Source organism: Streptomyces sp. NPDC088554, from assembly GCF_044752945.1.
In the GTDB taxonomy this organism is placed as follows: Bacteria; Actinomycetota; Actinomycetes; order Streptomycetales; family Streptomycetaceae; genus Streptomyces.
On record NZ_JBIVMF010000013.1, the window covers coordinates 109911 to 122118 of the forward strand.

Sequence of the window (12208 nt, forward strand, 5' to 3'; positions counted from 1 at the left end):
CTTTGTCACCACTCCGGCGTCCGCGTCGGTGTCTGTCGCCTCGTCCGTTTCCGCGGCCGTTCCGGCGTCCGCGCACACCGCGCCCCGGCCCTCGGGGAGCGTGCTGCACGTCCCCGCCGACCATCCCACCGTGCAGGCCGCCGTGGACGCGGTGCCCGTGGGCAACACCGAACAGGTCACGATCGCCATCGCTCCCGGTACGTACCGGGAGCAGGTACGGGTCCCGGCGACCAAGCCGCATCTGGTCTTCCAGGGCACCGGACACGACCGGTCCCAGTCCGTCATCGTCTTCGACACACCGAACGAGTACGGCGGTTCGAGCGGCAGCGCCACGGTCCTGATCGCCGCGAACGATGTCACCGCCCGCAATCTGACCTTCGTCAACGACTTCGACGAGGCCGCGCACGACCTGCGGAGCGAACAGGCCCTGGCCATGAAGACGACCGGCGACCGGATCGTCTTCGAGAACACCGCCTTCAAGGCCAATCAGGACACCCTGATGACCGACAGCCCCCGGCTGACCGCGGTGAGCCGGGTCTATATCCGCGACTCGTACATCGAGGGCGATGTCGACTTCGTCTACGGGCGGGCCACCACCGTCATCGAGCGCTCGCTGATCAAGGCGCTCAGCCGGGGCTCGGACACCAACAACGGCTACATCACGGCCGCTTCGACCTGGAAGGGCAATCCGTACGGCTTCCTCATCACCCGTAGCCGTGTCATCAGTGACGCGCCCGCGCAGACCTTCCATCTGGGCCGGCCGTGGCATCCGGGCGGCGAGCCGGACGCCATCGCCCAGGTCCTCTTCCACAACACCGAACTGCCCGCGGCCGTCAAGCCCTCGCCATGGACCGATATGAGCGGGTTCTCGTGGAAGGACGCCCGCTTCGCGGAGTACCGCACCTACGGACCGGGCGCGACCGTGACGGCCGACCGGCCGCAGCTGCCGGCCGCCGACGCCGCCCGCCACCGGGTCGCGGACTATCTGGCGGGCGCGGACGGCTGGGCTCCGCACACCTCCGTACGTACCCACCAGCACTGAACCGGCACCGTCGAGTCACCCCGTCACCCCCGTCCCCGTCACCCCCCGTCGCGCCACCCGTTCCCGTGGTTCGCCGCACCCGCATTCGCTCGACCTATTCCCAGAGACGTGAGAGAGAAGAGCCGACCATGAGCATCACGAAGGCATACCGAGGGCGGACGGCCGCGGCCGTCTCCCTGTCCGCCGTACTCGCCCTGACGGCGACCGCGTGCGGTGACGACGGCGGTGGGACCGGGGCCGAGGGGTCCGGCACGGGCGAGATCACCCTCTGGGACAACAACACGGGTGAACGCAGGGATATCTGGGCACAGATCATCAAGGACTTCGAGAAGCAGAACCCGGACATCAAGGTCAAGTACGTCGGCATCCCGATCGACCAGGTCCAGCAGAAGTACGACACGGCGATCGACGGCGGCGGGCTCCCGGACGTCGGCGGTGTCACCACCGCCTATCTCTCCAACCTGGTGATCCGGGATGTCCTGGACCCGGTGGGCGACCGGATCGAGAGCAGCAGCCTCAAGGGCAAGCTCGTCCCGGTCATGGCGGACGGTGTGAAGGCGGCGGGCGGCCGGGGCGACGAGATGTACTCGGTGCCGACCTCCAGCAACAACGGCACCCTGTGGTACCGCACGGACCTGTTCTCCCGGGCCGGTCTCGAACCACCCACCACCTGGGCGAAGTTCTACGCGGCGGCCGAGAAGCTCACCGCGGCCGGCAAGAACCAGTTCGGCTACACCATCCGGGGCGGCGCGGGCTCGATCGCCCCGGCCATGGACGCGATGTACGGGCAGTCCGGCATCACGTCCTTCTGGGACGGCGACAAGACCACACTCAACGACCCGAAGAACATCGCGGCGCTGGAGAAGTATGTCGCGCTGTACAAGAAGGTGACACCGTCCGCCGACGTCAACAATGACTTCATCAAGATGGTCGCGCAGTGGGACAACGGCACGATCGGGATGCTGACCCATAACCTCGCCTCGTACCAGAACCATGTGAAGGCGCTCGGTCAGGCGAAGTTCAAGGGGTTGCCGTACCCGACGCAGGACGACGGTTCGCGGATCCAGGTCTCCAACCCGGTGGACGGTCTGGGCCTGTTCAAGAACAGCAAGAACAAAGCGGCGGCCTGGAAGCTCATCGAGTTCGCCGCGTCCCACAAGTCGAACAGCGCGTGGAACGAGTCGGCGGGCTCCATCCCGGCGAACACCGACGCCGCGGCCGATTCCTGGATCACGGCGGCCGAGCCGACCGACTCCGCGATGAAGGCGCTCAGCAACGGCTCCACGAAGATCGTCAACCTGCCGTACTACCTGCCCGACTGGAACACCATCAGCAAGAGCGGCAACGAGCCGAACTTCCAGAAGGTGCTGCTCGGTGACATGTCCGCGAAGGAGTTCGCCGACAAGGTCGCCAAGGAGCTGAACGACGCCCAGGCCGAGTGGAAGGAGCAGAACAAGAGCTGACCCACCGAAAGCCGAGCGGGCCGGCGGTGGCCCACCACCATCGTCGGAACACACCGCCGCCGCCCCGCTCCGGCACCCGACGACACGCACACACCGCGCACCCGCACACACCCGCGTGCCTCGCGCCCTCGCGTGCCTCGGCACACCACACCCGTTACGTCCACACCTTCACTCCTCGGCGCCGCACCCAACCCCCCGCGCCTCCGCACATCTGCGACACCCGTGACACCCGTGACACCCACTCTCGTACCTTTCGACGAAGTGAGGCAGGCCGGAATGTCCATGACGCGTAGACAGGCCGCGACGGCGCTCGCCGCCACGCCGCTGGGGGTGACGGCACTCGCCTCCCCCGCGGCGGCCGGCTCCCCCGGCAAGCGACGCCGTACCAGAACCGTTCACATCGCCGGCGACTCCACGGCCGCCGCCAAGTACGCCCGCGCGGCCCCCGAGACCGGCTGGGGCATGGCACTGCCCTTTCTGCTGGGCAGCGGGCTCACCGTGGCCAACCACGCTGTGAACGGCCGCAGTTCGAAGAGTTTCATCGACGAGGGACGGCTCGCCGCGATCCTCGGTGCCATCCGTCCCGGCGATCTGCTTCTCGTCCAGTTCGGACACAACGACGAGAAGACCGCCGACCCCACGCGCTACACCGAACCCTGGTCGACGTACCAGGACTGTCTGCGGCAGTACGTGAAAGGCGCGCGGGACGCCGGGGCGCGGCCGGTGCTGCTGACCTCCGTGGAGCGCCGCAGATTCGACGCCTCGGGCGACGCGGTCGCGACACACGGCGAGTACCCGGCGGCGGTGCGCGCACTGGCCGCCGCCGAGCGGGTGCCACTGCTCGACCTCCAGGCCATGTCGCTGGCGCTGTGGCAGCTGCTGGGCCCGGAGGCGTCGGCGGCGTACTTCAACTGGCTCTCGCCGGGCGAGTCGCCGAACTACCCCGACGGCGTGTCGGACAACACGCATCTGCGTCCGAAGGGCGCTGTCGAAGTGGCCCGTCTGGTGGCCCGCGCCCTGCGGGACGAGCGGGTGCTCGCCCCCCACGAACTGCGCCGGCTCGATGAAGAGATCCCCGAATCCTGGCTCATCTGGCTCGACGACTGAGGAGCGTACCGATCATGTCCTTTTCCAGAAGTCATGCTCGCCTCATAGTGACGACGCTGGCGTGCGGCATGGCGCTGACCTCCCTCGCGGTCCCGGCGCAGGGGCAGCCCCGGGGGCCCGCCGTGCCCGTGGAGCGGGCGGTCCTCCCCGCGAACGACGGCTGGGCCTCCGACAGCGGTGGTACCACCGGCGGCAGCACCGCCGAGGCCGACCATGTCTACACCGTGACCACCTGGGCCGAGTTCAGAACGGCGCTGGCCGCCGCCAAGGACACGCCCTCCATCATCCGGGTCAAGGGCACCCTCGACGCGCTCTCCGACAGCGCGGGAAACACCCATACCTGTGACGACTACGCCGTGCCCGGCTACGACTTCGACAAGTATCTCGCCGCGTACGACCCGGCGGTGTGGGGGTACGAGAACGAGGTGAGCGGCGAGCAGGAGGATCTGCGGGCCGCGTCGGCCAAACGTCAGGACGCGCAGATCAAGGCGTCCGTACCGGCCAACACCACGATCGTCGGTGTGGGCAGGGACGCCCGTATCCTCGGCGGCAGCCTCCAGGTCAGGGGTGTCGACAACGTCATCATCCGCAACCTCACCTTCGAGGACGCGTCCGACTGCTTCCCGCAGTGGGACCCGACCGACACCGAGCTGGGCAACTGGAACTCCGAGTACGACAATCTGGTGCTCTACGGGTCCACGCATGTGTGGGTGGACCACAACACCTTCACCGACGGCCGCCGCCCAGATGGCCAACAGCCCTATTACTTCGGCCGGTTGTTCCAGCAGCACGACGGCCATCTGGATATCGTCCGGGGCGCCGACCTTGTCACCGCGTCCTGGAACGTCTTCACCGACCACGACAAGACGATGCTGATCGGCAACAGTGACAGCGCGTCCGCCACCGATCGCGGGAAGCTGCGGGTCACCCTGCACCACAACCAGTTCAAGAACCTCGTCGAGCGCGCCCCCCGGGTCCGCTTCGGCCGGGTCGACGCGTACAACAACCACTATGTCGTCCAGAAGTCGGGCTACGGACACTCCTTCGGAATCGGCATCGAATCCCAACTGGTCGCCGAGAAGAACGCGTTCACGATCCCCCGGGGTGTGAACCGCGGTCTGATCCTGAAGAAGTGGAAGGACGCGCCGGTCACCACCTCGGGCAACTACGTCAACGGGCGGTACGTCGATCTGCTCGCCGTCCACAACGCGCGGATCCCCGAGGAGACCCTGCGCCCCGACGCGGGCTGGATCCCGGTGCTGCGGACGGCGGTCGACAACCCGCGCGTGGTGCCGCTCATCGTCGACAGCTGGGCCGGCACCGGAAGGATCCGCTGACCCGGGTCCGCCGAAGGCAGGGGGCCATCCCCTTTTCGTACATCTGCCCGCCGGGGGCGGAGTTCCGGACCAAACCCCGGTCGGCTCCGCGCGCCACGACGGCCCGGAATCCGGTCTTGCCACCGGCCGCCGCGCCGTGCCGCAGGGCGGGGAGCGGCCGTATACGAACGGAGCGCGCAGGAGCGGATACGGAACCGGCTTCTCCGGGCCACCGGGCAAGGCGCCTTCCGGACTTTTCCCGATGGTCCGGATATCTCCCGCCGAGCCGATGGCGCGCTGGTGACGCCGGGGGCGCTGCCGCACGATGGCGCTGCCGGTGGAACGCCCGTCGATCACGGCGGGGGCCGGTGCGGCGAAGGGAGCACATCATGAACGAGGAAATCGAGCAGGTCGAGGAGACGGAACTCCCCGAACTCGCGCTCATGGTCGACATTCCCGACCTCGACGGCAGCTGACACACCACGCGCGGCGGGCTCCCGGGCCCGCCGCGCGTCTCGTCACCGCGCGAACGTCGACCACCGAAACACCGCACGCGAAGCACCGAGCAACCGGGCGCCGGAGCCCGAAGAGCCGAGACCGGGAAGACGGGAAGAGGGGGAACACACCATGCGTGTCGAGCCCGACGCACGAGAGGCCGTGGACGACCGGAGGGAGCTGCTGGAGCGGATGCGTACCGTACTCGACAGAGCGGACCTCGCGGACCCCTCCGGTTCCCTGCCTCTCCCGCCGCCGGACGGCATACTGCGTCACCCCGCCGCGATCGAGGCCGTACACACCGCACAGCACGCGCTGCGGTCGGGCCCGCTGACGGCGGAGCGGCGCGCGGCACTCGCGTCCGTGCTGGCCGGGGTCGCCGGGGAGGAGCCGCCCGGCTTCGGCCCCGCCCCGCCGCAAGATCATCTGCGGCGCTCGGTGGCCCGCGCCCTGCGGTCCATCCCGCCCCGTACGGGAGCGGGCGGCGCCCCGGTCGTGGCAGACGTCGCCCCGTGGGACGCGGACGAACAGCAGGCGCTGGTACGGGCCATGGCCCTGCTCGCCGAGGCATGGCCCGAGATGGTCGGGGAGTTGGCGGAGACCGTCACCGAAGTCGCGCTGCTGGACGGCGACGCCATCGACGGATTCACGGACTTCACCGTGCACGGCGCGGTGCTCATCCACCGGAGCCGGCTGACGGCCAACGCCGCCGGACTGCCGGGACCGGTGCGCTGCGCCGAGGCGCTCGTCCACGAGGGTACGCACACGAGGTGCAACGCGGCCGCCGTGGCCGAGCCGTTCCTGCTGCCCGCGCCGGCACCGGCCGACGAGGGCCCGGAGCGCTCGGCGGGCGCGCCCGGGGCGCTGCTGGTCGCCACTCCACTGCGCGCCGATCCCCGGCCGCTCAGCGGGCTCTTCCAGCAGACGGTGGTCCTGGCCCGCAGCGTACTGCTCTATCAACGACTCGACCGGCTCAGCGAGTTACTGGCCGCCGAGCCGGCCGCCGCCGCGCGGAGAGCGCGCCTGACCGCCTCCGCGCGCCAGGCCGTGGACACACTGGGCCGCCACGCCGACGCGCTGACCGAAGCGGGCCGGTCCGTGCTCGGCCAGTGCGAGGCGGTACTCCGGGAGCCCGGTGCCCAGGGACCCGGCGCGCAGGAACCCGTTCCACAGCAGCCCGGCCCCCAGCGGTCCGGCACACGGAGCCCCGGTCCACAACGGCCCGGCCCCCGGGAGCCTGAATGAGCGCCTGGGCCCCGCAGGTCTTCACCCCGTACCCCGACCAGCCACGGCTGCTGCTCGCCCGGATCGCCGCGCGCTCCGCCGAGTTCGAGGGGACGAGTGCCGCGGGCGGCGCCCCGGTCCTCATCGGCAGCTCCGCGGGCCACGACCGCGAACAGGTCACCATCGGCGCCCGGGGAGAGCTGCTGGAGCGGATGGGCAATGTGCTGGCCGGACGGGAGGCCGAGGCCGCCGCCTCGACGGTCTCCACCTACGACGAACTGGTGCGCGCGGGCGTTCCCGTACGCAGGCCGCCCGTCAGGCCCCGGGCCAGACGGCTGTGGGTCAGGGCCCGGACGACCACGGGCGAGCCCCGGTTCGTCCCGGCGGCCTCCGTCTATCTGCACCACCGCCCGCCGGCCGGCTGCGACCCCGAGCCCTCGGCGGGCTCCACCGGCCTGGCCGCCCACCCCAACCGGGTGGCGGCGGCCCGGCACGCCGCGTGGGAGGTGCTGGAACGCGATCTGGTACGACGCAGCTGGTACGGGCTGGCCGGGGCGCCACCACGGCTGATCCCGGCCGACACTCCGGCTCTGGCCGGCGCTGCCCTGCTCCCGGGGCTGACGGCGACGGCCTTCCTCGTGCCCGCCCCGGCCGGGACGGCGTGCGCGGTGGTCTGTCTGCACCGGCCAGACGGCACCGGCCAGACCTTCGGCGCGCGCTGCGGCCCCTCCGACACCGTCCCGGCCCTGGTCGAGAAGGCGTCGTACGAGGCGGTCATGGTGCGCTGGAGCATGGACAGCCCCGTGGCGCGGCGCACCTGGGAGAGCTGGCGCGGCGCGGGCCCGCCCGTCACCGCCGTACAGCACGCGCTGTGGGCCTACCACCGGCAGGACAGCCTGGCGTTGTGGAACGTACGGCCGGCCACCGGGGCGGCGGACGGGCACCGCCCGCGTACCGACCCGCTGTTCGTCCTGGCCGAACACACCGGACAGCAGGTGCTGCTCGTCGACACCACAGGAAAGCCCGCCCGGGACGCGGGAGTCCGGGTGGTCCGGGTGCTGGCGCCGGGCACTCTGCCACTGCCCTCGGGCGCCGGTCCCGGCCATCCCCACCCCTTCGGTTGAATCCCCTTCGGTTGAATCCCCTCCGGCTGAAATCGCCTCGACGAGGAGCCCCATGCGTCCTGCGGAGCAGTCCCCGCGCCCCGGTTACACCACCGAGTTCGCCGAGGAGTACGACCGCTGGTTCGGGAAGCCCAGAACGACCGGTGCCACCGTGACCGCGCTCGCCGCGCTCGCGGGCGACGGCCCCGTACTGGAACTCGGCATCGGGACCGGCCGGATCGCCCTGCCGCTGCGTGAACGCGGGCTGCCGGTGTACGGCGTCGACAGCTCCGCCGAGATGGTACGCCAGTTGCGCGCCAAGCCACTGGGCTCCGAAATCCCGGTGACCGAGGGGGACTTCGCGGACGTACCCGTCACCGGGCGGTTCACCCTGATCTATCTCGCGGGCGGCACCTTCGGTGAACTGCGCGACCAGGAGAGCCAGTCGCGCTGTTTCGTCCGGGCGGCCGGGCATCTGGAGACCGGCGGCGTGTTCGTCCTCGACGGCCATGTCCCCGAGGCCCTCGCGGCGGCCACCGGTCCCGACATCGTCTCGGAGGGCGACGGCCATCTGGTGCTGTGCTACCGCAGACTCGATCCGGCGGTCCAGCACTACCGCTCGCACTACGTCATCCACGAGGACGGCCGCACCCGCCATCTGCGGGTCGACTTCCGGTACGCGGGCTGCGGCGAACTCGACCTGATGGCCCAACGCGCCGGACTGCGCCTCAAGGAGCGCTGGGGCGACTGGAGCGGCGCGCCCTTCACCCGGGACAGCGCCTCCCATGTCTCCGTGTACGAACGCCCCTGAGCAGCACCCCCGTTCCTGTTCGCCTTCACATGAAGACAGAAGCAGAAGAGACAGCAGAGACAGAAGAGAGAGCCGATGGAGAGTCACAGGTACCGCCGGACCGGGGAGATCCGGCGGTTCCCCTTCCCCCACCGGGACGGGCTCGACCCGTTGCCCGAATTCGCCGAACTGCGCCAGTACGAGCCCGTCGTACGGGTCCGGCTGCCCAGCGGTGACACCGCCTGGCTGGTCACCCGCCACTCCGACGTACGGCGGGTCCTCACCGACCCGCGGTTCAGCCGGGCCCGCGCGACACGGGGCACCGGGCCCCGGATCAGCCGTACGACCACACTGCCCCACTCCGTCCTGGCCGCCGATCCGCCCGACCACACCCGGCTGCGCAAGCTGATCGCTCCCGCGCTGACCGCCCGGCGCGCCGAGTCGATGCGCCGGTCCATCGCGAGCCTGGTGGACGGGCTGCTGACCGGACTCGCCGCGCTCCCCCAACCCACCGATCTGGTCACGCACTTCACCCGGCGGCTGCCGCTGGCCATCATCTGCGATCTGCTCGGCACACCGCACGAGGACGGTGAGCGGCTGGATCACTGGTGCGAGGCGTTGCGCAGTGTCACCGCCATGACGGACGACCGGGTGGACTCGGCGGTGGAGGAGATGACCGGCTATCTGGCGGGGCTGGTGAGCGCCAAACGCGCCCACCCCCGCGACGACATGCTCAGCGCCCTCATCGCGGCACGGGACGACGACGACCGGCTGAGCGAGGACGAACTCGTCTCCTTCTGCGTCGTCCTGCTGGCGGGCGGCTACGGCACGACCGCCAACCGCCTCGCGAGCATGGTGTATCTGCTGCTGGAGCGGCCCGAACGGTACGAGCGGCTGTGCCGCGAGCCCGCCCTCGTCCCCGGCGCGATCGAGGAACTCCTGCGGTACGCCCAGAACACCGTGGGCGGCAACCTCCGGGTGGCGACGGAGGAAATGGCGCTGGGCGGTGTGATCATCCGGGAGGGCGAGGCCGTGATGGCGGTCACCGGATCGGCCAACCACGACGAGCGCGCGTTCCCCCACCCCGATCTGCTCGATCTCACCCGAGATGTCCGCTCACACCTCAGTTTCGGCCACGGTGCCCACTTCTGTGTCGGCGCCCAGGTCGCCCGCGTCCAGCTCCACGAGGCGCTGGCGGGGCTGACCGCCCGCTTCCCGACGCTGTACGCCGCCGCTCCCGCCACCTGGAAGAGCGGGCTGATCAGCCGGGCCCCGCGCTCGCTGCCGGTGGGCTGGTGAGCGCGGATGACCCGTCGGATCACCCTCGACCGGGACGTCTGCATCGGGTCGGGGCTCTGTGCCGCGACCGCGCCGCGCCACTTCGTACTCGACCGGGACCGGCGCTCCGCGCTGCTTCCCGGGGCGGGTGAGCCCGACGGCAGCACGGAGGACGCCGTGGCGCTCTGTCCGGTGGAGGCCATCTCCCTCGTACCCCCACCGGCCGCCGGCTGATCAGCGCCACCGCGGCGGAACCGTGCGGCGGGCTCGCGGCCGACAGCTTCACGTCCGGTCGGTCAGGATTCCTCGAAGTAGGCGTCCAGGACCGTGTCGAGCTCCGCCGTCCACTCCTTGAGGGTGCTTCTGGCCGGTGCCTCGACCTCGGCGGTGAACCAGCGGCGGGTCGACAGATGGGCCGTGACCGTGAACCGCCGCGCGAAACGCGGGGAGTTCACCTCGACGGCGCCGAGTTCGTCCCAGCGGAAATCGGCCTCCTCCTCGTCGAGCCGGAACCGGATGCCGTCACGGTCCGCGGTGATCGAACCGCGCCGGTCGCTGACCTCGAAGACCGGGCCGTCGGCCACGTCCGCGACGGTGTCCTCGGCCGCGTCCTCGCTCTCGGCCTTCGCCTCTCCCTTCGCCTTCGCCTCTCCCTTCGCCTTCCCTTTCTCCTCTTCCTCTGCCGACTGCTCCTTCTCCGTACGGACGGCCTTCGCGTTCCCGGAGACGGCCTCGGAGACGGCCTCGGGGACGGCCTCGGGGACGGCCTCGTCCTCGGTGACGGCCTCGGACCGCTCCGGGTCCGTGTCCTTCGCCCCCGCGGGGGGCGCGGCCAGCAGGCCGGGGACATATGCCGGATCTGTCCCGACGGTGTACTCGGGCTGGATGTTCGGATCTATGCGCTGCTCCACGGCGGGAGTATGGACTACCAACCTGTACGAGGCCAGTGGACCCCTCGCCCATACGCCTCCCGGCATGGCTCGGCCCTCCCGTGGAGAGGCCGGGAGGGACGGCCGGAGCCGCGGGAAACCGGTTGCCGCACGGCAAGTCTGATCACGGACCTCCCGGGTGGCAAGGGCCGGGACACAGCGGAGTACGCCGGGGTCGCGGCGCCCCGTACGGCTCCCGGGTACGGGCCCGCACCCGGGAGCCGTACGGTCAGAGCCCGCCGGTGTACAGCAGCCGGTTCGGCGAGCCCGTGCCGATCGGGGACACCACGTCCTTGGTGGACGTGGTGGTGAGCCAGGTGTCGATGTCCTGCGGACCGGCGTTCGGGTACCTCTCCTTGAAGAGCGCGACGACCCCCGCCACATGGGGGCTGGCCATGGAGGTGCCGCTGAGTGTGCTGAAGCCCCCGCCGAGCTTCGCGGAGACGATGGCGACACCGGGGGCGTAGCCCGACAGACACGTACCGTAGTTACTGAAACCCGCCTGTCGGTCCTGGCTGTCGGTGGCGCCCACGGCGAACGCCTTCGCGGCCCTCGCCGGGGAGGCGCCACAGGCGTCCTTGGCGTCGTTCCCGGCCGCGACGACGGGCAGGACGCCCCGGTCCGCGAGGGCGTTGACGGCGACGTCCGTGGCCCGGGAGGCCCCGCCGCCGATGGAGGCGTTCACCACCGCGGGCTGCCGGGCATTGGCCGCGACCCAGTCGAACCCGGCGACGACCCCGGCCGTTTCGCCCCGGCCCCCGCAGTCGAGTACGCGGACGGCGACGAGGGAGGCGTCGGGGGCCACCCCATGGGTCGCGCCGCCGACGGTGCCCGCCACATGGGTGCCGTGGGAGTGGCAGTCCTGCCCGTTGTGTCCGTCGCCCAGCGCGTCGAACCCGACGGTGGCGCGCCCGCCGAACTCACTGTGCGCGGTCTCGATGCCCGTGTCGACGATGTACGCCGTCACGCCCTTGCCCGTGGCCGTCACGTCGAAGCGGCCGTCGAGCGGCAGCGCGCGCTGGTCGATCCGGTCCAGCCCCCAGGTGGCCGCCGGACGCGCGGCACGGACGGCCGCCCGGCTCTCGGCGCCCACACTGAGGGTGCCGTTCTCCTCGACCGCGCTGACCCCGGGGAGCGCGCGCACGACCCGCAGCTGCTGCGCGGTGAGAGGCGCGGCGAACCCGTTCAGCGTGTGCCCGTACGTGAACATCGGCCTGACGCCCAGCTGCCGCACCACGACGGCCGGGGAGAACGCGGGCTTGAGGGTGACGATGTACTCGCCGGGAACGGCGCGCGGGGAACGCTCGACCGGTACGAGGCTCCTGGCCTGGTCGGCCGTGGCCTCGGTGGTGCCGGTGACGCTGATCAGAGGGGCGAGTAGCAGAAGGGCGACCGGTGCCCAGCGCGCGCTCAGGCGCATATGTGCTCCTTGAAGGGTACGGAACCGTTCACGGACCCGCC

The 12208-nt window shown here is 70.9% G+C and carries 10 protein-coding genes and 1 pseudogene; 9 read left to right on the forward strand and 2 right to left on the reverse strand.

Annotated elements, in window-relative coordinates:
- Positions 1-49 precede the first annotated feature (49 nt).
- The 9 genes and pseudogenes from ACIP8W_RS17215 to ACIP8W_RS17255 all read left to right on the forward strand — a co-directional run.
- Positions 50-1042: pseudogene (locus ACIP8W_RS17215) on the forward strand (pectinesterase family protein); the annotation flags it as partial.
- Between the two features lie 128 nt (positions 1043-1170).
- Positions 1171-2505, forward strand: coding sequence for an ABC transporter substrate-binding protein (locus ACIP8W_RS17220; protein ID WP_401948212.1), 1335 nt, complete (start codon positions 1171-1173; stop codon positions 2503-2505).
- Between the two features lie 276 nt (positions 2506-2781).
- Positions 2782-3612, forward strand: coding sequence for a rhamnogalacturonan acetylesterase (locus tag ACIP8W_RS17225; RefSeq protein WP_401948210.1), 831 nt, complete (start codon positions 2782-2784; stop codon positions 3610-3612).
- Between the two features lie 14 nt (positions 3613-3626).
- The gene (locus tag ACIP8W_RS17230; protein ID WP_402203544.1) at positions 3627-4949 is read left to right on the forward strand and encodes a polysaccharide lyase family 1 protein; all 1323 of its coding nucleotides are present in this window, start codon (positions 3627-3629) and stop codon (positions 4947-4949) included.
- A gap of 606 nt (positions 4950-5555) precedes the next feature.
- Positions 5556-6668, forward strand: a complete 1113-nt coding sequence (locus ACIP8W_RS17235; protein ID WP_402203546.1) for an aKG-HExxH-type peptide beta-hydroxylase — start codon at positions 5556-5558, stop codon at positions 6666-6668.
- Positions 6665-7771 (forward strand): YcaO-like family protein, encoded by a 1107-nt coding sequence (locus ACIP8W_RS17240; RefSeq protein WP_401948204.1) that lies wholly within the window; start codon positions 6665-6667, stop codon positions 7769-7771. Before ACIP8W_RS17235 ends, ACIP8W_RS17240 begins: the two co-directional genes overlap by 4 nt.
- 52 nt (positions 7772-7823) lie before the next feature.
- Positions 7824-8561, forward strand: coding sequence for a class I SAM-dependent DNA methyltransferase (locus tag ACIP8W_RS17245; RefSeq protein ID WP_402149856.1), 738 nt, complete (start codon positions 7824-7826; stop codon positions 8559-8561).
- Between the two features lie 75 nt (positions 8562-8636).
- Entirely contained in the window at positions 8637-9839 is a 1203-nt protein-coding gene (locus ACIP8W_RS17250; RefSeq protein WP_401948199.1) for a cytochrome P450, read from the forward strand.
- Positions 9840-9845: 6 nt separating this feature from the next.
- The gene (locus ACIP8W_RS17255; protein WP_402149855.1) at positions 9846-10052 is read left to right on the forward strand and encodes a ferredoxin; all 207 of its coding nucleotides are present in this window, start codon (positions 9846-9848) and stop codon (positions 10050-10052) included.
- Between the two features lie 62 nt (positions 10053-10114).
- Here ACIP8W_RS17255 and ACIP8W_RS17260 read toward each other — a convergent pair whose 3' ends face one another.
- Entirely contained in the window at positions 10115-10729 is a 615-nt protein-coding gene (locus tag ACIP8W_RS17260) for a hypothetical protein (RefSeq protein ID WP_402203548.1), read from the reverse strand.
- Between the two features lie 247 nt (positions 10730-10976).
- Entirely contained in the window at positions 10977-12167 is a 1191-nt protein-coding gene (locus ACIP8W_RS17265) for a S8 family peptidase (RefSeq protein WP_402203550.1), read from the reverse strand.
- Between the last annotated feature and the right edge of the window lie 41 nt (positions 12168-12208).